17 protein-coding genes and 1 tRNA gene are annotated in these 21,433 nt (G+C 55.7%); 12 read left to right on the top strand and 6 right to left on the bottom strand.

The features are described 5' to 3' along the window. The first annotated feature begins 236 nt into the window (after positions 1 to 236). The 4 genes from DW082_RS12435 (at position 237) to DW082_RS12420 (ending at position 4,341) form a co-directional block, all read left to right on the top strand. On the top strand, positions 237 to 2,159 hold the full coding sequence (locus DW082_RS12435) for an NAD(+) synthase (protein WP_101571689.1): 1,923 nt from the start codon (positions 237 to 239) through the stop codon (positions 2,157 to 2,159). A gap of 189 nt (positions 2,160 to 2,348) precedes the next feature. Next, on the top strand, positions 2,349 to 2,978 hold the full coding sequence (locus DW082_RS12430; RefSeq protein WP_147387038.1) for a hypothetical protein: 630 nt from the start codon (positions 2,349 to 2,351) through the stop codon (positions 2,976 to 2,978). A gap of 134 nt (positions 2,979 to 3,112) precedes the next feature. After that, complete coding sequence (locus DW082_RS12425) at positions 3,113 to 3,850, top strand: TylF/MycF/NovP-related O-methyltransferase (RefSeq protein ID WP_118458876.1); 738 nt, start codon at positions 3,113 to 3,115, stop codon at positions 3,848 to 3,850. A gap of 56 nt (positions 3,851 to 3,906) precedes the next feature. Further along, on the top strand, positions 3,907 to 4,341 hold the full coding sequence (locus tag DW082_RS12420; protein ID WP_055205211.1) for an energy transducer TonB: 435 nt from the start codon (positions 3,907 to 3,909) through the stop codon (positions 4,339 to 4,341). Positions 4,342 to 4,422: 81 nt separating this feature from the next. On the opposite strand, the gene leuS is transcribed toward DW082_RS12420, so the two are convergent. Next, entirely contained in the window at positions 4,423 to 7,185 is a 2,763-nt protein-coding gene (gene leuS, locus DW082_RS12415) for a leucine--tRNA ligase (protein WP_118458874.1), read from the bottom strand. A gap of 6 nt (positions 7,186 to 7,191) precedes the next feature. Continuing rightward, positions 7,192 to 9,075 (bottom strand): 1-deoxy-D-xylulose-5-phosphate synthase, encoded by a 1,884-nt coding sequence (gene dxs, locus DW082_RS12410; RefSeq protein WP_055205209.1) that lies wholly within the window; start codon positions 9,073 to 9,075, stop codon positions 7,192 to 7,194. 178 nt (positions 9,076 to 9,253) lie between these two features. Here dxs and DW082_RS12405 point away from each other — a divergent pair, with 178 nt between their 5' ends. From DW082_RS12405 to DW082_RS12390, 4 genes are all read left to right on the top strand, one after another. Then, on the top strand, positions 9,254 to 10,105 hold the full coding sequence (locus tag DW082_RS12405; RefSeq protein ID WP_228385751.1) for an OmpA family protein: 852 nt from the start codon (positions 9,254 to 9,256) through the stop codon (positions 10,103 to 10,105). Positions 10,106 to 10,115: 10 nt separating this feature from the next. Continuing rightward, positions 10,116 to 10,829 carry a UMP kinase gene (gene pyrH, locus DW082_RS12400; protein ID WP_118458872.1) on the top strand — a complete coding sequence of 238 codons (714 nt, stop codon included), beginning with the start codon at positions 10,116 to 10,118 and terminating at the stop codon, positions 10,827 to 10,829. Between the two features lie 80 nt (positions 10,830 to 10,909). Beyond that, a complete protein-coding gene (gene frr / locus DW082_RS12395; protein ID WP_153497806.1) occupies positions 10,910 to 11,470 on the top strand; it encodes a ribosome recycling factor in 561 nt (186 codons plus the stop codon). A gap of 108 nt (positions 11,471 to 11,578) precedes the next feature. Continuing rightward, a complete protein-coding gene (locus tag DW082_RS12390) occupies positions 11,579 to 12,907 on the top strand; it encodes a trehalase family glycosidase (RefSeq protein WP_118458870.1) in 1,329 nt (442 codons plus the stop codon). A 221-nt stretch (positions 12,908 to 13,128) separates the two neighbouring features. Here the strand turns inward: DW082_RS12390 and DW082_RS12385 are convergent, their stop codons facing one another. Continuing rightward, on the bottom strand, positions 13,129 to 13,809 hold the full coding sequence (locus tag DW082_RS12385) for a recombinase family protein (RefSeq protein WP_055205205.1): 681 nt from the start codon (positions 13,807 to 13,809) through the stop codon (positions 13,129 to 13,131). A 572-nt stretch (positions 13,810 to 14,381) separates the two neighbouring features. Between DW082_RS12385 and DW082_RS12380 the strand changes: the two genes are divergently transcribed. Both DW082_RS12380 and DW082_RS12375 read left to right on the top strand, forming a co-directional pair. Beyond that, positions 14,382 to 15,950 (top strand): hypothetical protein, encoded by a 1,569-nt coding sequence (locus tag DW082_RS12380; RefSeq protein WP_118458868.1) that lies wholly within the window; start codon positions 14,382 to 14,384, stop codon positions 15,948 to 15,950. 294 nt (positions 15,951 to 16,244) lie between these two features. Beyond that, on the top strand, positions 16,245 to 16,709 hold the full coding sequence (locus DW082_RS12375) for a TspO/MBR family protein (RefSeq protein ID WP_055205203.1): 465 nt from the start codon (positions 16,245 to 16,247) through the stop codon (positions 16,707 to 16,709). Between the two features lie 68 nt (positions 16,710 to 16,777). On the opposite strand, the gene DW082_RS12370 is transcribed toward DW082_RS12375, so the two are convergent. Next, the gene (locus DW082_RS12370; protein WP_118458866.1) at positions 16,778 to 17,761 is read right to left on the bottom strand and encodes a fimbrillin family protein; all 984 of its coding nucleotides are present in this window, start codon (positions 17,759 to 17,761) and stop codon (positions 16,778 to 16,780) included. A gap of 12 nt (positions 17,762 to 17,773) precedes the next feature. Then, the gene (locus DW082_RS12365) at positions 17,774 to 18,769 is read right to left on the bottom strand and encodes a fimbrillin family protein (RefSeq protein WP_182424169.1); all 996 of its coding nucleotides are present in this window, start codon (positions 18,767 to 18,769) and stop codon (positions 17,774 to 17,776) included. 157 nt (positions 18,770 to 18,926) lie between these two features. Here DW082_RS12365 and DW082_RS12360 point away from each other — a divergent pair, with 157 nt between their 5' ends. After that, the gene (locus DW082_RS12360; RefSeq protein ID WP_055205202.1) at positions 18,927 to 20,153 is read left to right on the top strand and encodes an isocitrate dehydrogenase (NADP(+)); all 1,227 of its coding nucleotides are present in this window, start codon (positions 18,927 to 18,929) and stop codon (positions 20,151 to 20,153) included. Between the two features lie 106 nt (positions 20,154 to 20,259). On the opposite strand, the gene DW082_RS12355 is transcribed toward DW082_RS12360, so the two are convergent. Further along, positions 20,260 to 20,700 (bottom strand): hypothetical protein, encoded by a 441-nt coding sequence (locus DW082_RS12355; RefSeq protein ID WP_101571667.1) that lies wholly within the window; start codon positions 20,698 to 20,700, stop codon positions 20,260 to 20,262. Positions 20,701 to 20,956: 256 nt separating this feature from the next. Between DW082_RS12355 and DW082_RS12350 the strand changes: the two genes are divergently transcribed. Beyond that, positions 20,957 to 21,032 (top strand) — tRNA-His (locus tag DW082_RS12350). Positions 21,033 to 21,433 lie beyond the last annotated feature (401 nt).

The raw sequence follows: 21,433 nt of genomic DNA, 5'->3' as shown, positions 1-21,433 counted from the left end.
ATGATTCTTTCGACACAGAGGAAAATCAAGTAAATTTCTACGTCCAGACTTTGGAATCCATAGTCAAAAATGGCATTGATACTGAAAAAACAACATTTTTATTTTTAAGCTTCGGCAGCAAAGACACGCCCCGCCCTTCTCAAAAAAGACGCGGCGGGAAACGGAAAATCGACGTATGTCCGAAAACTCCCCGAATTTTTTCGTTAATTTTGTACCGGACAAATTGCTCGAATCGTATGGACTTCGGATTTTTGAAAATCGCAGCCGCCACACCGGGCGTGAAGGCGGGGGATTGCAGCCATAACATCGCCCGAATCGCCGGATTGATTCGGGAAGCCGACCGGCAAGGCGTCTCCGTCGCGGCATTTCCGGAGCTCTGCATCACCGGATACACCTGCGGCGACCTGTTCGGCCAGCCTTTCCTGATCGAACAAGCCGAACGGGCTCTCGCACGGCTGCTCGCCGACACGGCCTCCTGCCGGACGGTCTGTATCGCCGGTATGCCGCTGGCTGTCGACAACCGGCTCTACAATACGGCCGTCGTATTCGGCTCCGGCATCATTTTCGGAGTCGTGCCGAAGACTTACCTGCCGAATTACGACGAATTTTACGAAGCGCGCTGGTTCGCCTCCGGCGCGGAACCCCACCGCGAAACGGTCGAACTGTGCGGACAGCAAGTTCCGTTCTCGACCGACCTGCTTTTCGAAGACGGGAAAGTCTGTTTCGGTGTCGAAATCTGCGAAGATCTGTGGGTTCCGCACCCGCCGTCCTCCCGCCTCGCAGTGGCCGGGGCCACCCTGCTGGTCAATCTGTCGGCAAGCGACGAAATGGTCGGCAAGCACGCTTATCTCCGTTCGCTGATCGCCCAGCAGTCGGCCCGCACGCTGTCGGCTTACCTGTACAGCTCGGCCGGATTCGGCGAATCTTCGACCGACGTGGTTTTCGCCGGCAACGGCCTGATCGCCGAAAACGGAATCTTTCTGAACGAATCGGAACGCTTCTCGCTCGAAGAACAACTGACCGTAGCGGAAACGGACATCGAACGGCTGCTGACCCTGCGGCGCAAAACCAATACCTTTGCATCCTACGGCAGCGGCACGCTCTGCAAACGCATCCCGGTCGCCCTGCGCGCCGACCGCGAACAGTTTCCGGTCGAACGCGGTTTCAATCCGAGCCCGTTCATCCCGGACGATCCGCAGCAAATGCAGCAGCGCTGCGAAGAAATCTTCAGCATCCAGGTCGGCGGACTGGCGCAGCGCATCCGGCATACCGGCACGCATTCGGCCGTCGTCGGTATCTCCGGCGGGCTCGATTCGACGCTCGCCCTGCTGGTAGCCGTCCGCACGTTCGACAAGTTGGGACTCCCGCGCCGCAACATTCTCGGCGTCACGATGCCCGGTTTCGGAACGACCGACCGCACCCATACCAACGCCCTGCGACTGATGGAATCGCTCGGGGTCGGCATCCGCGAAATCAGCATCCGCGAAGCCTGCGCCGTCCATTTCCGCGACATCGGGATGGACGACGCCGACCGCAGCGTCGCCTACGAAAACGCCCAGGCCCGCGAACGCACGCAGATCCTAATGGATCTGGCCAACCGCACGGGCGGACTGGTGATCGGCACCGGCGACCTTTCCGAACTGGCGCTGGGCTGGGCTACTTACAACGGCGACCACATGTCGATGTACGGAGTCAATTGCGGGGTTCCGAAAACCCTCGTTCGCCACCTGGTGCGCTGGGTGGCCGCGCATCCCGACTACGAAGTCGCCCGGGGGTGGTTGCTCGACATCGTCGACACCCCGATCAGTCCGGAGCTGCTGCCTGCCGACGAAAAGGGCGAAATCGTACAAAAGACCGAAGACCTGGTCGGCCCTTACGAACTGCACGACTTTTTTCTGTACCATTTCGTCCGGTTCGGCTGCCGCCCGGCCAAACTCCATTTCATGGCCTGCCGGGCGTTCGCCGGAAAATACGACGCGAAAACCGTCAAAAAGTGGCTGACCGTATTCTTACGGCGTTTCTTCTCGCAACAGTTCAAACGATCGGCATTGCCCGACGGGCCGAAAGTGGGATCGGTCAGTCTGTCGCCCCGCGGGGACTGGCGTATGCCGAGCGACGCTTCGCCCGCCATGTGGATCCGCGAAGCGGAAAGCCTGTAAATAATGGACCAAAAAATAGCGAAAAATCATTTTTTTTATTTTCCTTTGTAACGAACGGCGCGTATAAAGCATCTTATAAAACATAACGGATCGCCATGCTCCGCAAGGAAAACGCGATCCGGGCCATGAAACCAATAACCGTAAAACGAAATACGCTATTATGAAAAAACTCATCTCGTTTTCAGCGTTGTGCCTGACGATTGTGCTGTCGGTTCAATCCGTATCGGCACAGGGAACGACTACCCTGATCATGAAGGACGGCACACAGCAAGAAGCTACCTCCGCTCGCCGTTCTATTCGACGATCCAGTACGTTGATCTGAGCCAGAGTCCCACCGCCAAGCCCCGTCGCTATCCGATCGGAGAGATCGACCGCATCGTCATGGTCGGGCTCGACGGCGATACCGTCAATTATGTCCGGGAGATTCGCTACCGAATGTTCAAATCGAACTCTCCGGACACTAAAAAAGAGAAAGGCCGTTACCGGATGCCCGTCCTGTTTCGCGAAGATTACCGGGGCAAGGACGGCATCGCGCTGCTGACCGAATTCCGCGAAACGGAACAGACGACCGGCCTGCGCACCGCTCTGCAGAAAGAACGCTGGTGCTACGTAAAACTCAAAGACGAACCCGCCGCGCGGGTACTGTCGGTCAGCACCGCGGGAGAGAACCCCGAAAGCACGCAGAAAAACTTCGTCCGGTTCGCCAAACAGACTTTCGCCAACTATCCGGATCTGGTGCAACGAATCGAGAGCAACGAATTTTCGGTCAAGGACCCGCTCAAATTGGTAAAGGCCTACGAGGCGATCGTGACATACTGACAAGGCCTTCCTCCCTCCCGCTCCCAAACGGACGAAGAAAAGATAAGACGAAGGAATCCGTTCGGCGTTTGTAAAAATTGGCCATCTGTATAAAAACCTATCGGAAAGACGTTTCCGATAAATGCGATCATTTCATGAAACCATTGATTAAACTTACCGGCTTTGTCAAAAGTTGTCTGTTATTGTTGCCGATAACATTCCTATTTTATCCTTTCACAAAATTGATGTTATTTCTATCCTACCTAAACAAGCTGTTGGTATGGATATACGGGAATAAAAAGAAATTCGAATACCGCGAACCCGTCGCTTTCAACCGGAATTACAACAACAGATACAATCTATACAAATACATATCGGACAATTATTTAAAGGACAATTCCGAAATCGTTTATCTCGAGTTCGGAGTCGCCGGAGGCACCTCGTTCAAATGGTGGTTGAATGAGAATAAAAACGATTCTTCCCGTTTTTACGGATTCGATACTTTCGAAGGTCTTCCTGAGAATTGGGGCATGTTTTTTCGAAAAGGAGACATGCAGCATCAAGAATCACAGGTACAAGATAATCGCGTAAAGTTTGTCAAAGGATTGTTCCAGGATACTTTGGTTCCGTTTATCCAAGAAAATAGGGGTGACTTAAAATCCGCTGTCCGGAAGATCGTACATATGGACGCAGACCTTTATTCTTCCACGATTTTTGTCTTAACTCAGCTTTATCCGTATCTGCAACCGGGCGATATCATTCTATTCGACGAATTTAACGTGCCTTTGCACGAATTCAAAGCCTTTAATGAGTTTACAAAGGCATTTTATATCGAACTGAAACCTTTAGGCGCGGTCAACAATTACCTCCAGGTTGCTTTTGTGGTTAAATAAAAATGCATTCGTAATTCCCAAATCTTTTGAAACGCCCACAAATAAAACTACCCGTCATGAAAAGTCTAAACGTCGCCGTACTGTCCCTGCTGTTGTTCGCAGGCGCCGCAGCGAACGGCCGGCCGACTGCCGGCGATCCGGCCGCCCCGGTAAAAACGGAAACAGGCAAAGACTCCGTTACCGCAAAAGCCGACGTATTACCCTCTTTCCGCGGAGGACCGGAACGCCTTGCCGAATATCTCAGGGTCAACCTGCGTTACCCGAAAGAAGAGGTAGCCGCCGGAACGGAAGGCAGGGTTGTCGTCCGCATGGTTATTTCCAAAACGGGCGAAGTCCGGGAGCCGGAGATCGTTCAGTCGTTGTCTCCCGCCTGCGATGCCGAAGTAATACGCATCGTCCGTGCAATGCCGCGCTGGAAACCGGGTAAATCCGGCGGCCAACCGGTAAACGTCTATTTCACGCTGCCCGTCACTTTCAGGCTGCCGAAATAATCCGGAAAAGCAAAGTAAAAACACGGGGCGCTGTCAACGGACAGCGCCCCGTGTTTTTACATCTACCCCTTGGATCGGCAATCAGCAAACGACATTGACGATCTTACCGGGAACGACCACCACCTTTTTCGGGGTTTTCCCTTCCAGGTACTTCCCGGCGGCGGGATCGGCCAGCACGGCCGCTTCGACCTCTTTCGGAGACAACGACAGCGACAGTTCCTTTTTAAACCGCATCTTTCCGTTAAACGATACCGGATATTCGAAACTGTCTTCCACGAGGTATTTTTCGTCGTACTCCGGGAAACGAGCGTCGAAAACGGAAGTTCCGTGCCCCAATTGTTCCCAGACCTCTTCGGCAAGGTGCGGAGCGAACGGCGCGATCAGCACGACCAGCGGTTCGAGCACCGCGCGTTTCGCGCACTTCTGGTTGCTCAGTTCGTTCAGGCAGATCATAAAAGCGCTGACCGACGTATTGAACGAGAAATTTTCGATGTCTTCGGTCACTTTCCGAATCGTTTTATGCAGCGTCTTCAGCTCCCCGGCCGTCGGTTTTTCGTCGGTCAGAATCAACTTCCCGTCGCGGTCGAAGAACAGCCGCCAGAACCGGCGCAGGAACTTATGCACGCCGTCGATGCCGTTCGTATCCCACGGCTTGCTTTGTTCGAGCGGGCCGAGGAACATCTCGTACATCCGCAGCGTATCGGCCCCGTAATCGCGGACGATGTGGTCGGGGTTGACGACGTTGTACATCGATTTCGACATCTTCTCGATGGCCCAACCGCAAACGTATTTCCCGTCTTCGAGCACGAATTCGGCGTCGGCGTACTCGGGCATCCATTTGCGGAACGCGTCCAGATCGAGCACGTCGTTGCGCACGATGTTGACGTCCACGTGGATCTCCTGCGTATCGTACCCGTCTTTCAGTCCTACGGAGACATATTTATTGGTTCCCTTGATCCGGTAGACGAAGTTCGAACGCCCCTGGATCATCCCCTGATTGATCAGCTTTTTGAAAGGTTCCGGCTCGCAGACGCAGCCTATGTCGTACAAAAACATATTCCAGAAACGCGAATACATCAAGTGTCCGGTCGCATGCTCGATGCCGCCGACGTACAGGTCCACGTTGCGCCAGTACTCGTCCGCCTCTTTCGAGACGAGTTCCTTGTCGTTATGCGGGTCCATGTAGCGCAGGTAGTAGGCCGACGATCCGGCGAAACCGGGCATCGTGCTCAGTTCGTACGGATACCCTTCGTCCGTATGCCAATCCTTCGCCCGCGCCAGCGGCGGTTCGCCGTCGGCCGTCGGGCCGAAATCCCGCATCGGAGGCAACTGCAACGGCAGCCGGTCTTCCGACAGCGGACAGGCGACGTCGTCCTTATAATAGATGGGAAACGGCTCTCCCCAGTAACGCTGTCGGCTGAAAATCGCGTCGCGCAGCCGATAGTTGACCCTACGACTGCCGAATCCGCGCTTCTCTATCTCGTCGATCATCGCAGGAATCGCTTCCCTGACATCCATACCGGTCAGGAATTCGGAGTTGATCATTGTTCCGGACTTGGCGTCGTACGACCCGACCGACAGGTCGCCGCCCTCGACCACCGGAACGATCGGCAGACCGAAGTGCTTTGCAAAGGCGTAATCGCGGCTATCGTGCGCAGGCACGGCCATGATCGCGCCCGTCCCGTAACCGGACAGCACGTAATCGCTGACATAAATAGGAATCTCCTTGCCGTTGAACGGATTGATCGCGTAGCCGCCGGTGAACTGGCCGCTCACGCGCTTGGTGTCGGCCATACGTTCCCTTTCGGAACGTTTTTTAGCTTCTTCCAGATAATTTTCGACGGCGTCCTTGTATTCCGGCGCGGTCAGTTTGCCGACCAGCTCGTGTTCCGGAGCCAGCACCATGAACGTAACCCCGAAAATGGTATCCGCCCGCGTCGTAAAGATTTCGAGTTGCTCGTCAAGCCCTTTCAATCCGAAAAACACCTGTGCCCCTTCGCTGCGGCCGATCCAGTTGCGCTGGATCTCTTTCAGCGAATCGCTCCACTCGAGCCGGTCGAGCCCGTCGAGCATCCGCTGCGCATAAGCCGTCACGCGCAGCAACCACTGTTTCATTTGCTTTTGCTCCACCGGGAAACCGCCGCGCACCGACAGCCCGTCCTTCACCTCGTCGTTAGCCAGCACCGTACCGAGCCCCGGACACCAGTTCACCATCGTATCGGCGCGGAACGCCAGCCGGTAATTCTGCAAGACATTCTCTTTTTCGGCCTCGCTCATGACTTTCCACTGGGCTGCCGTAAACGACATCTCCCGGGTGCAGGCTGCGTTCAGCCCCTCGGTTCCCGCCCGCTCGAACGCTTCGACCAGCTTCGAAATCGGCAGCGCCTTGTTCTCGTCATTGCAGTAAAAACTGTCGAACATTTTGAGGAAGGCCCATTGCGTCCAATGGTAATACCCCGGATCGCAGGTACGCACTTCTCGATCCCAGTCGAAACTGAACCCGATCTTATCCAACTGTTCGCGGTAGCGGTCGATGTTTTTCTCGGTCGTAACGGCCGGATGCTGCCCGGTCTGGATCGCATACTGTTCGGCCGGCAGTCCGAACGCGTCGTATCCCATCGGATGCAGCACGTTGAATCCTTTCAGCCGCTTGTAACGCGTATAAATGTCCGACGCGATATACCCCAGCGGGTGTCCGACATGCAGCCCCGCCCCCGACGGGTACGGAAACATATCCAGCACGTAGAACTTCGGCCGCGACGGATCGACTTCGACCTTGTAGGTTTTACGTTCGATCCAGCGTTTCTGCCACTTCTGTTCGATTTCCGCGAAATTGTACTCCATAAGCCCTTATTTTTTGCTTTTCATAATTGTCCGGTAGATGCCTTCGAGGTCGAAACCGCAGATACGGCGCAACTGTTCCTGCGTGCCCTGCCCGATGAAACGGTCGGGAATCCCGAGCAATTCCGCCTGCGGTCTGTAACCGTACGCATTCATAAATTCCAGCACGGCCGATCCGACTCCCCCCGTAACGGTTCCGTCTTCGACGACGACGATCCGCCCGAAACGCCTGCCTACCTCGTGCAAACAGGTCGCATCCAGCGGTTTGGCGAAACGCAGATCGATGTGGGCGGCCGAAACGCCATCGGCCGAGGCCCGTTCCACCGCTTCGGCTACCGTATTCCCCACATGCCCCAACGACAGCACCGCCACATCCGTCCCGTCGCGCAGCCAGCGACCGCGTCCCACCGGGATCTCGCGGAAAGGCTGCCGCCAGTCGGATCTCACGCCCGCCCCCCGCGGATAGCGGATCACGAACGGGCCGCGCCCGAGCGAAGCCGTATACATCAAGTTCCGCAGTTCGACCTCGTCCATCGGCGCCGCGACGGTAATGTCCGGAATCGAACGCATATAGGCGATATCGAACGCTCCCTGGTGCGTGGCGCCGTCCTCGCCGACTAGTCCGGCGCGGTCGAGGCACATCACCACGTTTAACCCCTGCAGCGCCACGTCGTGAATCACGTTATCGTAAGCCCGCTGCATAAACGACGAATAGATGTTACAGAACGGCACCATGCCGGCCGCAGCCAGACCCGCCGAGAAAGTCACGGCATGTCCTTCGGCGATCCCGACGTCGAAACAGCGCTCCGGCATCTCGCGCATCAGGATATTCAACCCGCAGCCGGTCGGCATCGCGGGGGTGATCCCCACGATCCGGTCGTTCGTCCGGGCCAATTCGAGGATCGTCTCCCCGAACACCTTTTGATAAAGAGGCGGCTCGTCGCCGTTGCCGCCGTGGGTCGCACGTTCCCCGGTTTCCGGATTGAAAACTCCCGGCGCATGCCATATTTTCTGATCCCGTTCCGCCGGACTGTATCCTTTTCCTTTGACGGTCAGCACGTGCAGTAATTTGGGACCTTTTATCTCCTTCAGATCCTGCAGCACACGGGTCAGTTGCCCTACGTCGTGTCCGTCCACCGGCCCGAAATAGCGGAAGCGCAAACTCTCGAACAGGTTGCTCTGCTGCAGGAAGCCCTGTTTCAGCGCATTACCCACTTTTTGGATCAGCCGTCTCAGCCGCGGAGTCCGCTCCATATGCGCCCACGCGCGGTTTTTCACGGCATTGTACCGTTTCGAAGTCGAAATGCTCAGCAGGTATTCTTTCAACGCGCCTACGTTCGGGTCGATCGCCATCCGGTTGTCGTTCAAGATCACCAGCAGATCGGTATTGGCCGCCCCGGCGTTGTTCAATCCTTCGAAAGCCAGCCCCCCGGTCAACGCTCCGTCGCCGATCACAGCCACCGCATGCCGCCGCTCGCCGCGCAAGGCCGCCGCCGTCGCGATGCCCAACGCCGCCGAAATGGAGGTCGAGGCATGCCCTCCCCCGAACGCGTCGTAAGCGCTCTCCTCCATCTTCGGGAATCCGCTCAGCCCGTTCAGCTTGCGGTTCATCCGGAAACTGTCGCGGCGGCCGGTGATGATCTTGTGGGCATAGGCCTGATGGCCCACGTCCCAGATCAGCTTGTCGTACGGCGTATCGAATACGTAATGCAACGCGGCGGTCAGCTCGACGACGCCGAGACTCGATCCCAGATGGCCGGGATTCAGCGCGAGCTGCTCGATGATGAACCGACGCAGCTCGTCGCAGTAGCCGACCAGTTCCTGCTGCGAAAGTTTCCGCAGATCGGCCGGAGAATCGATCCGGTAGAGGTATTTGTAGGATGATTCGGTCATTGGGGACCCTAAAAAACAATTTAGACGCAAAGGTAATAAATTACCGGCAAATATCGGCCCGCGGATAGTTTTTGTACATTCTAAATTGTTTTGTATCTTCGTGGCAGATATGCCGGCGGCGGATCGTTCCCGGTTCCGCCACGGACGGCGAAGCCGGCCGCCCAAAAACTTTGGATCTATGAAAAAACTGATTGTCCTCGGTTTGGTTGCCCTGACTGCGTTTTCATGCGTCTCAACCAAAAAATTCAATTCGATGAAAGCCGAAGCGCTGCGCTTGGAAGGGGAACTGACCGCTTCGAAAAGCCGCCTCGAAGATATGGGGGCCTTGAACGACAAACTGACGGCCGAGAAAATGCAGTTGATCGCCGACACCACGCGCCTGTCGAACGACCTGAAGGAGTGTAAGAAACGTTATAAGCAACTGTTGGCCGACGGTTCCGCCGAATCGGCGCGGATGTTGCGCGAACTCGAGGACAAGGAGATGGCGCTGAACGACCGCGTCCGCCGCGTGGCCGAACTCGAAGGGATGCTTAAAAGCCGCGAGGAGGCGATCGACGCCATCCGCCGCAAAGTGACCGACGCGCTGACCGGCTTCGAAGGCAAGGGATTGTCGATCTCGATCCGCAACGGCAACGTATACGTCTCGATGGACGACAAACTGCTATTCCGTTCGGGCAGTTTCGAAATTGACCCGAACGGCGCGCGCGCCGTCCGCGACCTGGCCGAAGTGCTGGCGCAGAACGCCGATATCAACGTGATGGTCGAGGGACATACGGACGACGTGCCCTACCGTCCGAACGGCCAGTTGAAGGACAACCTCGACCTGAGCGCGAAACGCGCCACGACCGTCGTGCGGCTGCTGCTCGAAAACAAAGGGATCGACCCGAACCGCATCATCGCCGCCGGACGCGGCGAATCGCTGCCCGTCGATCCGGCCAAAACGTCCGAAGCGCGCGCCAAAAACCGTCGCACCGAAATCATCCTGACGCCGAAGCTCGACGAGCTGATGCAACTGATGGAAAAACAATAAAAACGAAAACATGTCGATTTATAAACGCGTCCTGTTAAAACTCAGCGGCGAATCGCTGATGGGAGCTCAGAAATACGGTCTTTCTACCGAGGTGTTGAACCAATATGCCGAACAGATCCGAACAGTAGCCGCCACGGGCGTGCAGGTCGGCATCGTAATCGGAGGAGGCAATATCTTCCGCGGGCTGAGCGGAGTAAGCCGCGGATTCGACCGCGTCAAGGGCGACCAGATGGGGATGCTGGCGACCGTTATCAACTCGCTGGCGTTACAGGGCGCGCTCGAAAGCGCCGGAGCGAGAGCCCGGGTACTGACGTCGATCCGGATGGAACCGGTCGGGGAACTCTATACGAAGGCCAAAGCGCTGGAACTGATGGAAGCCGGCTGGATCGTCATCATCGCCGGCGGCACGGGCAATCCGTACTTCACGACCGACACGGCTTCGGCGCTGCGCGGCGTAGAGATCGAAGCGGAGGTACTGCTGAAAGGCACGCGCGTGGACGGCGTCTATACGGCCGACCCGGAAAAAGATCCGACGGCGACCAAATTCGCGGAGATCACGTTCGACGAAGTGTACCGTCGGCGGCTGAAAGTGATGGATCTCACGGCATTCACGATGTGCAAGGAGAACGACCTGCCGATCGTGGTATTCGACATGGACACGCCGGGCAACCTGCAAAAAGTGATCGCCGGCGAACCGATCGGAACGGTCGTGAAAAACGACTGACGTCTCGACGGTCCCTGCCGGGAAATCCCAGCGGCGGCATGATAACGAAAACACGTTTTTGACTTAAAACATACACGGACATGATAGAATCGAAAGAACTTCTCGACGCGGCCCAGGTGAAAATGGACAAAGTCATCGCCCACCTGACCGAAGAACTCGCATCGGTCAGAGCCGGCAAGGCGAGCGTCAACGTACTCAACGGCATCCTGGTCGAATACTACGGCACGCCGACGGACATCTCGCAGGTAGCCAGCATTACGGTGCCCGACGCCCGCACCGTACTGGTGCAGCCGTGGGAAAAGAAAATGATCCCGGTGATCGAGAAAGCCATCCTGGTCGCCAACATCGGCCTGACGCCGTCGAACAACGGCGAGCACATCCGGCTGAACATTCCGCCGCTGACCGAGGAGCGCCGTAAAGAACTGGTAAAACAGATCAAGGCGGAAACCGAAACGGCCCGCGTAAGCCTGCGCGGCATCCGCCGCGACCTGGTCGACGCGTTCAAGAAAGCGCAAAAAGACGGTATGCCCGAGGACGCGGCGAAAGACGGCGAAGAGTCGGCCCAGAAACTGACCGACAAATACGCGAAGAAAGTGGACGACCTGTTCTCCGCTAAAGAGAAGGAGATCATGACGGTCTGACCGGCACTTCGTATCCGGAAAATCACAAAACCGCATTTTTGCATAAATGCGGTTTTTGCATTCGGCACAGAACCGACCGATTAAAAAAAAACAAACGTCTAAAGACACATGAAAAAAATAACGAAACTGTGGGGGCTGCTGTTGATCGCTCCGGCCCTGCTTTCATTCTCGCAGGGAGAAACGCCCTCCGCCGCCGACCGGGACGAAGTGCACCGCTTCATCCGGAACTCGTGGGACAAGACCGTCCGGTTCAACACCGAAGACGAAGGCACCCGCATCGGTCTCCCGTACCGCTACACCGTGCCGAGCATCAGCGGCGCATTCCAGGAGATGTACTACTGGGACACCTATTTCACCGGCGAGGGGCTGATCCTCGACGGGCATGTCGACCTGGCCCGGAGCAACGCCGAGAACATGCTCTACATGGTAGACCGTTTCGGTAAAATGTACAACGGCAACCTGACCGTATTCCAAAACCGTTCCCAGCCCCCGTTCCTGAGCATGATGATCGCCAGCGTCTACCGCAGCACCGGCGACAAGGAGTGGCTGCGCAAAGTGCTGCCGACGCTCGAAAAAGAGTACCGATTCTGGATGAGCGAACGGATCGCGCCGACCGGTCTGAACCGGTACGGGAACGAAAGCACCGACCGGGATAAGATGGATTTCGTCGACATGCTGAAAGTGCGCTTAGGCAGTCGTTTCAAGACGGACGGGCTCTCGCACCAAGAACTGCTGGACGTCGGCTCGCACTACATCGCCGAAGCCGAATCGGGTTGGGATTTCAATCCCCGGTTCCGGACGCGCTGCATGGACTTCTGCCCCGTCGATCTGAACGCGAACCTGTATCTGTACGAAAAGAATTTCGAATTTTTCGCGGATGAACTCGGCGACAAAGCCGCCGCAAAACGGTGGGCGCGCAAAGCGGAAGACCGTAAAAAACTGATCCGCAAGTACTGCCGAGACCCCCGAAACGGCATGTACTACGATTACGACTACGTGAACGGCAAGCGTTCCGACGTCGTTTCGGCGGCAGTGTTCAGCCTGCTGTATGCCGGAGCCGTCCCCACAAAGGACGCTCCGGGGATCGCCCGTGCGCTCGACGCGCTCGAATTTCCGCACGGCATCGCCGCCTGCGAGAACAAAGACTACCCGTATGTCTACCAATGGTCATACCCGAACGGCTGGGCTCCGCTGCATTTCCTGGCGATCAAAGGCCTGGACAATTACGGTTTCCGCGAGGATGCCCGCCGCATCGCATCGAAATACGTCGCTACGGTGATCGGCAATTTCAAAAAGACTCACAACCTGTGGGAGAAATACAACGTCGTGGAAGGCAACATCAACGTCAGCAACGAATACGAGATGCCGACCATGGTCGGCTGGACGGCAGGCACCTTCGTCTTTGCGACCGATTACCTCGACCGCACCGCCCGCTGAAGCCCTTATTCCGGCACGGAACTTGCTCTTTTCCGGGTTACGGCCCCGGGAGAGAATCGGATAGCTATCATTCTATCTTGGTATGTTTCGTGCATATGATTTTGTTATGTTTTTCTTATTCACTGGTGGTGCAGGTCGCAAAGCCTGTGATCCCCTTCCGGGGCTTTTTTTAACAAAAATAAAAACCTTTCGAACGTAAATTTCGAAAGGTTTTTATTTATTTACTCTTGTTTCGATTTTCTACGGGCCTCGTACCACTCCTGCCGGATTCCCCGTATTTTATTCCGATGCTCGATGATATCGTTTACTTGCGCATGGCGTTTCCGAAAAGCTTTGAACGTATCGACCGATACCTGGTATTTCCTGCAAACCGACACGATCGTCGCGCCGTTACGCAACATCTCGACGATTTCGGCGCAATTCTCGGACAGAATCCGGAACTTCGGGCAAAAACCTTTCCTTCGGCCGAGCTGCACGCCTTCGGCCTTGCGTAGGGCAAGCGCCTCCTTCGTACGCATCGAGATCAGGTTCCGTTCGATCTCCGCCACGAGACCGAAAGCAAAGCACAGGACTTTACTGTTGATCGTATCGTCAAAGGCATAACCGTCCTTGGTCGAATAAAGGGTAATCCCTTTATCCAAACAATGTCCCATGATCGTCATAATTTCCGTAAGCGTTCTGCTCAACCGCGAAATTTCGGTAACGATCAACGTATCGCCGTTTTTCAAACGCCGCAGAATACTTCCCAGCTTGCGGTCCTTTTGATCTTTCTTGCCGCTGACCACCTCCGTCACCCAACGATCGATTTCCATATTCCGGGTCTGGGCGAATCGAAGAATCTCATCTTGTTGATTTGACAGGTGTTGCTTCTCCGTACTGACTCTCAAATATCCAACCACCATAAGTTTTTATTCCAATAAATTTATTTCCACATACCAAACGGGGAAAGCCGGTTTAAATATAGCAAAAAACGGCGTATATACATTACAAAAAGATCGAAATACGGAGGAAAAGACGTTCATTTTTAACTGGTCGTTTTTAATTATCAGATAGATATTTATACTCGCATCGGTAGGTTTTCAACACGCTGATCTGTGTTTTTTTATAAGAAACCTATTTTTTAATTAAAAATTTGTATCTTAGTGGTTAAAGATCAACGTTTGAATCTGTTTGATTACAATTAACAATCTAAAAACAAGTACATTAAAACCGAAACACAAAAGCTACTCACATGTCACACGACTAAAAACAGTATCGGAAACTAATGAAAAGGAAGCGGACGCATGGCGAATAATTAACTTTCAAGAAGTAAAATTTGCCGTATTTTAAACAAAGAAACGATAAACCGAAGCGATTAAGGGAAGAATGATGTATCAAGGGTGGAGAATATAGGTGTCTTTTATATTCTTTACGTACCGGAAACAAAGAAACTACACATACACTTGTCTAAATATTTCTTTTAACTTGTTTAATTATGAAAAAATTAGTCTTTTCGATTCAAGTATTCATCGTCACACTGCTGGCCGCACAGTTGACCAGTTGCGAGGGTTTCCCCGGACCGGAACCGATCTCGGAGCAATACGCCCGACCCGAAGAGGTCATCGTACCGGGAGTTCCGGTAGTCAAAGGCGATGGAAAATCGATCTACCAGCCCACCTCTTCGCGCGATTTCCGTTATGCCGCAGCGATGATCGCCAATTCGAACGGCACGATGAGCGCTTGGTTCTCCACTCCGGGAGGAACGACCGGCTCGCTTCCCGCCGCTACCAGTCTGAACGGTTCCGGCGCCGGAGGTGGTCCGTACCCCATGCACAGCAACGGCAACAGCGGGGCGATCAAGTACACATTCGACAAATCGTTCTACGGATGGATCGTGGACTGTCCGGGATGGAGCACGAATACGTCCTGCTTCCACTGGGAGCTTTACCAATGGAATAACGACTACATTTCAACGCTGAGCGGAACCCCGATCGCCCAATACGACCACATGAATTACAAAGACAACAGCTCGCTGGAGATCAATACGGACAACAGCGGTTACGCCGACGAGACCGGGAACGTCAAATTCCCTGCCGGCACCTACCTGCTGTATATGGAACGCATCTCCGGAACCCCTGGTTGCTGGGGCGCCGGCATCGGGGAAAACATGACCGTATGGCACAACGGCACGGAGTTGAGCGGAACGCAGGCATTCAGGACGAAAGCCCAGTACACTTCCCCTGCCGACGTAGGTTATTCGGCCCAGATCAGGTATTACACCGCATCGTCGGTAACGAACGATCTCACCTGGTCGGAAGACAATATCGTAGCCGTAGCGCCCACCAACAAAAAAGCCGACAGCTATTATGCAAAAGATCCCGCAGTAGTTAAAGCCGGAGATTACTATTATATGGTCTACACGGGCTCGACGACCGTCGTGGAAACCACCGACAACGAGCTGTTCGTTGCCCGCAGCGCGACCCCGGACGGGAAAAACTGGGAAAAATGGAACGGAACAGGTTGGGGAGGCGATCCCGCGGCGATCGTAAGCGCTAATCTGACGGCCGAAGAGACCTTCTTCGGCGTGGGAGAAGCCAGCCTGATCGTCAAAGACGGACAGATATACCTGTATTACACTTACAACGATCAGGCTATCGACGTCTACGACATCCACCTCGCTACGGCCAGTGCCAGCGATCCGAACTGGCCCGCGGCACTCTCCGACAAAGGGAAAGTCATCGACCGCAATAAATTCGCGGCAAATTCCGTGAGCGGTTGCGACGTCAAATACGTTGACGAGTTGAACTGCTTCCAGGCCATCCACGGAGTAAACGTCAACGAAGTGAACACCTACCTAACCATATGGCAATCGACGGACGGCATCACCGGATGGGAACAGATCGGCATCGTCACCGACAATACCCGCGTCCGCCTGAAATATCCGCGGGTCGTAGGCAACGACCAGGGACACGTCACTTCCGCAGTACACCTGCTTACCTATCAGTACGGGATAAGCAGATCGAGCTGGAGAACCTGGATGAGTTCCTATCAATATGCCGAGTAAATCGGACAACCAACAGGGTAAGTGAAGTAAATTAATGGACAGTAGTTTTCGTTTTCTCTTCGGGTAAAAAATCCGGGATTCTCCCCCCAGTAATTCCGGGAATACCCTGTTTATCCGGAGAATTTAAAAGCCGCCCCGAGTGATTCCGGGCGGCTTTTTCATGAGTCGGGCGAACAGGCGTTTCGCAAAACCGGCCGTTGCCGGCAGCGGTTCGCCGTTCGCTCTTTTTTGTCCGGATGCCGCCACCGCCGTTGCACGATAATTGCAGCGCCTTCCGGTCTCAACCGGAGATTTATGAAAAAAATTCTCGCATTCGCCGTTCCGATACTGGTTTGCCTGCTGCTGGGCTACCTCGCCGGACTGATCCAGGCCGATTCCATCCGCGAATGGTATCCGACCCTGCGCAAACCGCCGCTGACGCCGCCGAATATCGTATTTCCCATCGCGTGGGGAATCCTTTACCTGTGCATGGGCATATCCGCCGGACTGATTTACCTTTCCAGCGCTCCGCAGAGAGACTTTCTGATCCGTCTTTTCTGCGTTCAACTGTTCTCGAATTTCATCTGGAGCTACCTGTTCTTCTACCTGCGAAATCCGCTGCTCGGTATGATCGACATCCTGACGCTCGACATATTCGTCATTTACTACCTGATCAAAAGTTATCCGGTCAGCAAAACCGCATCCGTCCTGTTCGCTCCTTATGCGCTGTGGGTACTGTTCGCCACCTACCTGAACGGCTACATCATGCTTACCAATTAGCAGTCCGCGCGCAAATATCCCGCGTCGTCGGGTCGGCGACGCGGGATATTTGCTTTTTATCGAACGACTTACAGGCCGGGATTGATCGCGGAACCGTTGACGTTCGTCCAGTCGGTAATCGTCGGATTGGAGATCGTAATGGCGGTACGGGCAATGCTGACCGCATAAGTGTATTTGGAGCCGGCCGCAAATGTCGTCGTCGTCAGCGACGCCGGCGGAACCGCAATGGCCGAAGTTCCTCCTTCGTTGAGATTGATCGCCAGAGTCGGCGCCTGGCTGTAAGTGCCGGGGAGCACCAGCACGTAAACCGAAGCAGACGTCGCGCTGAGCGTCACGGTCGCGCCCGGCGTCATCGTAGTCGTATTGGTCACGCCGCTGCCCGGCGTGATCGCACCGGTGGAAAGCGCGATGGTCGAATTGCCGTCGGTCGTATAGACCTTATCCGAACTTCCCGCAGCGACCGTAAAAGAGGTCAGCGTCGTGTTCGCCGCGATACTGCTGTTGATGGTGATATCGAACTCGAGCAGCGAGAGCGCATGGGTAAAAACAAGACCGACCGCTCCGGCCGAGCGAAGCACCCCGGAAGAAGCCAGGTTGTTCGAGATCAACAGGTCGAGCGCCGGGTTGACGGTTCCCGTCTGCACATTCAGCGCAGGCACCTTCACCGCCGAAGCCGAACTGTTGCCCGAGGCATAAGGCGAATAAGCGAGAAAAGTATGAGGAGTGGTGGCCGGAGCCCCCCAGTAAATCGGACTGTCGGCGCTCCAAGTCGCGCTCGCGCCGTTCCCGGTCGCGGAAAAGGAAACGTTCACGGCAGCGGGAACCGACTGCGTGCAAAACAGCCCGAGCTGGTCGCCGCTTTTCCACGCCGCCGTGCTGCCGGTAATCGTCGTTTTGGATTCGGGGATAACGTCGGAGACCGGCTTCGAGTCGGCGATTCCGACCAGGATCGTAATTTGTTGCCCGTCGTCGGCCGTGGGCCGGCATTCGTCGTCGCGGTCGCAGGCGATCCACGCCGCGGCAACCGCCGTCAGGAATAACATCTTTTTCATAACCGATTAATTTTAATGGATAAAACTTTTATTCGATAAATTTATCACCGTGTCCCGCTCGATCGTTACGGGCAATTTCCCCGCAGCGCCGCACGGCTGCGGAACTTTCGTGATGATCCCGCCGATTTTGACATTGTAAACATATTTGGTTCCGGCCGAGAAGGTGTTGTTCGACAGGTTCGCGTAATCCGTATCCTGATTGCTGCCTATCAGCGGGGCAACGGTGAACTTGACAGCCGGCACGGGATTGAGGTATTGTCCCGGAAGCGCCAGCACATAGACCGTCACGGGAATGCTGCCGATCAGCCCGGTCGAAGGGATGCTTTTGGTCAGGGTCTGCGCGTAGACGGAGCTGTTGTTCGCCGCCGCCTGCACGGCGCCGGTTACGAGGTTGTAACCGATCTGGGCGACCGTATTCACGGTATTGACGATGCCGTAACCGGACGATCCGCCCGCCGTATTTCCGCCCCGCAGCGTCAGGCTCTTCAGCGTATAGGTATTGATGACTCCCATCGTAATGTTGAACTGCAACACCGAAAACGCATGTGAAAAAACGAACGCTACCGAGGAACCCGCCGGATAGGCCTGTTGCTTCGGCCCCGTCACGAGCATGTCGCAGGCAACGTCGACCGCCGTCGATACCTGCTGGTTCGCCAGCACCGGCATCGGCACTACGTTGGACTGATTCGACGCATTGTACGGATAGTAAGCATAGAAGGTGTGCGTGGCGGTACGGTTGTACCAGTACATCGGGGTCGTCGTACTCCACGCGCTGCCGTTATAAGAAAAAAGCACGTTACTGCGGCCTGTCAGGGTCTCGCTGATGCCGATCCGGTCGCCGGAAACGAACGAAACGGCGCTGCCACTCGCGCTGGTTTTAGATGCCGGGGCCGCCGGGCGAACTCCCCCCGACACTTCGACAGCCAGCTCCGGCACCGGCGGATCTTCCTCCGTCCAACCGGTACATCCCGCCAGGAAAACAACCGAAAAAAGCAGTGCGCGCATCATCCGAGTGAATAACCATGTATTATGATTATAACATAAACGCTGCCAAACCTTACCGGACGACCGCCCCGCCCTCCGGCGGGCTTCGTTGCAAAAAACAATATTTTGAGCTAAATTTGCGGAAGCATACAGAGTACAATTCAATTCAACCGAATCCGGCATGAAATCAAAAATCAAAGTCAATCATCCCGTTGTGGAGCTCGATGGCGACGAAATGACCCGCGTCATCTGGAAATTCATCAAAGACAAGCTGATCCTTCCCTACCTCGATCTGGATATCAAATATTACGATCTAAGCATCCAAAACCGCGATGCCACCGACGACCGGGTTACCGTAGAAGCCGCCGAGGCGATCAAAAAATACAACGTCGGCATCAAGTGCGCCACCATTACGCCGGACGAAGCGCGCGTCCGGGAGTTCGGTTTGAAAAAGATGTGGAAGTCGCCGAACGGCACGATCCGCAACATCCTCGACGGAACGGTCTTCCGCGAACCGATCATCTGCCGCAACGTGCCGCGCCTGGTGCCCGGATGGACCCGTCCGATCTGCATCGGGCGTCACGCTTTCGGCGACCAATACCGCGCGACGGACGTCGTTACGAAAGGTCCCGGCAAACTGACCATGACCTTCACCGGCGAGAACGGAGAGAGCCGGTCGTGGGAAGTGTACGATTTCAAGGGCGACGGCGTGGCGCTGTGCATGTACAACACCGACGCGTCGATCCGCGGTTTCGCTCACGCCTGTTTCAACATGGCCCTCAGCAAGAAATGGCCGCTGTACCTGAGCACGAAAAATACGATTCTGAAAAAATACGACGGCCGTTTCAAAGACATTTTCGAAGAGATCTACCGCAACGACTACAAGCAGCGGATGGACGAGCTGGGACTGGTCTACGAACACCGGCTGATCGACGACATGGTCGCTTCGGCGCTGAAATGGAACGGCGGCTTCGTATGGGCCTGCAAGAACTACGACGGCGACGTGCAGTCGGACACTGTCGCGCAGGGCTTCGGCTCGCTGGGGCTGATGACCTCGGTGCTGGTCACTCCGGACGGCAAGACGATGGAAGCCGAAGCGGCGCACGGCACCGTGACCCGCCACTACCGGATGCACCAGCGGGGCGAGGAGACCTCGACCAACCCGATCGCGTCGATATTCGCCTGGACGCGCGGTCTGGCGCACCGTGCCGCACTCGACGGCAACGAAGCCCTGGCGCATTTTTCCCGCGCGCTCGAAGAAGTTTGCGTCGAGACGGTCGAATCGGGCAAGATGACCAAAGACCTGGCGCTGCTGGTCAAGGGGTCGAAAGTTTCCCGCGAAGATTACCTCAACACCGAAGAGTTCCTCGCGGCGCTCGACGACAACCTGCGCAAGAAACTGGCGTAAAATGCGTTCCCCTTCCGTATTGCGGCGGCCCGGCTTCGGAAAAAGCCGGGCCGCCCGTTATATGATACTGCCAAAGTCCTTCGCCGGATTCTCCCCCGGAACGGATTCACAGCCGGTCTTTGTTCCGATAGCGGTAGCGCAGAAACAGAACGCCCGTTACGATCAGCGCGGCGGAGAGTCCCGTGTAAAATACGGCGATAAATGTTTCCGGCAGCCAGCGGCACGTCCGAGCCAGGATACCGAACAGAATCATGAAGCACATCACGATCCACCCCTTCGCATCGAAAAACGAAAACGGGCAGTTCCGGTCGCCTTTCCGCTCGATCCGCTGCGTATGTTTGTAAAACAGACGTTTGAAAACCAGGTTGAAGAACAACAGGAACACGACGATCGCCTCCCCCGCCCGGAACAATCCGTAATGGGACTGACTCGCCCACGTGACCACTCCGATCCGCAGAATATTCGCCCCGGCCACGATCCAGACGATCCCGGCCGTCACGAGCAGCGCCCGCCTGTTGACCCCGAACTTACGGGCACGTTTTTCCATAAGCGTTCTTTGTCCGGCAAATTTATCAAATAATCCGCCAAAAACAGCGGGCCGCCGCTCGCAGGCCGCCGCCGGCCGGAGAACGGCAGCCCGGCAAACCGCCCCGTCCCGAAAAGATCGCCCTGCGGACAGCGGGAAAATACAAGCAGGAGGCGGGCGGCTCCCCGTTTTCGGGAAGAATCCGCCGCAAAAATTTTGCAATAATCGAAAAGTGTATTAAATTTGCACGCTGTCCGAAAGAAACGGGCAGTAAAACGGTGGACGTAGCTCAGTTGGTTAGAGCGTCGGATTGTGGTTCCGAAGGTCGTGGGTTCGAGACCCATCTTCCACCCTGTCGGATTTATCCGCAAAAGCGCCTTTAAAAAGGGCGCTTTTTTATTGTCCGGTTTGCCTTACCGCTTCCAACGCGGACGCTGCCCCCGTCCCGCAAAACGCGCCCCATCCAACCCGAACGATTTGTCCGGCAATCCATTGCCGCCGCCCGATCCGCACGCCGGCCGCCGCGTCCAGCGGCAAACAGGAATTGAAACGTACGGATAATCGCGCCGCCCATATTAAACGAACTCTTCCTTTTTGAATACGAAACGCACAACGGGGCCCGTCCCCATGTCCGACCAGTCGAGAAACTCCAGTTCGACCGGGGTCAGCTTATCGACCAGCACCGGGCGGCCTTCGTGCAGCAGCCACCCGCGCGGTCGGTCGAACGCGTAGGGAACCGTAGCGACTTTCAGAT

The organism is Alistipes sp. AF48-12 (genome assembly GCF_003477565.1).
Taxonomy (GTDB): Bacteria; Bacteroidota; Bacteroidia; order Bacteroidales; family Rikenellaceae; genus Alistipes_A; species Alistipes_A hominis.
The sequence above is the reverse complement of the archived record's forward strand: the minus strand, read 5'-3'. Positions and strand labels throughout refer to the sequence as shown.

Coding starts and splice junctions, on each gene's coding strand:
- frr (WP_153497806.1), top strand. CDS start 10,910: ATGATAGAATCGAAAGAACTTCTCGACGCGGCCCAGGTGAAAATGGAC.
- DW082_RS12435 (WP_101571689.1), top strand. CDS start 237: ATGGACTTCGGATTTTTGAAAATCGCAGCCGCCACACCGGGCGTGAAG.
- DW082_RS12360 (WP_055205202.1), top strand. CDS start 18,927: ATGAAATCAAAAATCAAAGTCAATCATCCCGTTGTGGAGCTCGATGGC.
- leuS (WP_118458874.1), bottom strand. CDS start 7,185: ATGGAGTACAATTTCGCGGAAATCGAACAGAAGTGGCAGAAACGCTGG.
- DW082_RS12370 (WP_118458866.1), bottom strand. CDS start 17,761: ATGAAAAAGATGTTATTCCTGACGGCGGTTGCCGCGGCGTGGATCGCC.
- DW082_RS12420 (WP_055205211.1), top strand. CDS start 3,907: ATGAAAAGTCTAAACGTCGCCGTACTGTCCCTGCTGTTGTTCGCAGGC.
- DW082_RS12425 (WP_118458876.1), top strand. CDS start 3,113: ATGAAACCATTGATTAAACTTACCGGCTTTGTCAAAAGTTGTCTGTTA.
- pyrH (WP_118458872.1), top strand. CDS start 10,116: ATGTCGATTTATAAACGCGTCCTGTTAAAACTCAGCGGCGAATCGCTG.
- DW082_RS12385 (WP_055205205.1), bottom strand. CDS start 13,809: ATGGTGGTTGGATATTTGAGAGTCAGTACGGAGAAGCAACACCTGTCA.
- DW082_RS12355 (WP_101571667.1), bottom strand. CDS start 20,700: ATGGAAAAACGTGCCCGTAAGTTCGGGGTCAACAGGCGGGCGCTGCTC.
- DW082_RS12380 (WP_118458868.1), top strand. CDS start 14,382: ATGAAAAAATTAGTCTTTTCGATTCAAGTATTCATCGTCACACTGCTG.
- dxs (WP_055205209.1), bottom strand. CDS start 9,075: ATGACCGAATCATCCTACAAATACCTCTACCGGATCGATTCTCCGGCC.
- DW082_RS12405 (WP_228385751.1), top strand. CDS start 9,254: ATGAAAAAACTGATTGTCCTCGGTTTGGTTGCCCTGACTGCGTTTTCA.
- DW082_RS12375 (WP_055205203.1), top strand. CDS start 16,245: ATGAAAAAAATTCTCGCATTCGCCGTTCCGATACTGGTTTGCCTGCTG.
- DW082_RS12365 (WP_182424169.1), bottom strand. CDS start 18,769: ATGATGCGCGCACTGCTTTTTTCGGTTGTTTTCCTGGCGGGATGTACC.
- DW082_RS12390 (WP_118458870.1), top strand. CDS start 11,579: ATGAAAAAAATAACGAAACTGTGGGGGCTGCTGTTGATCGCTCCGGCC.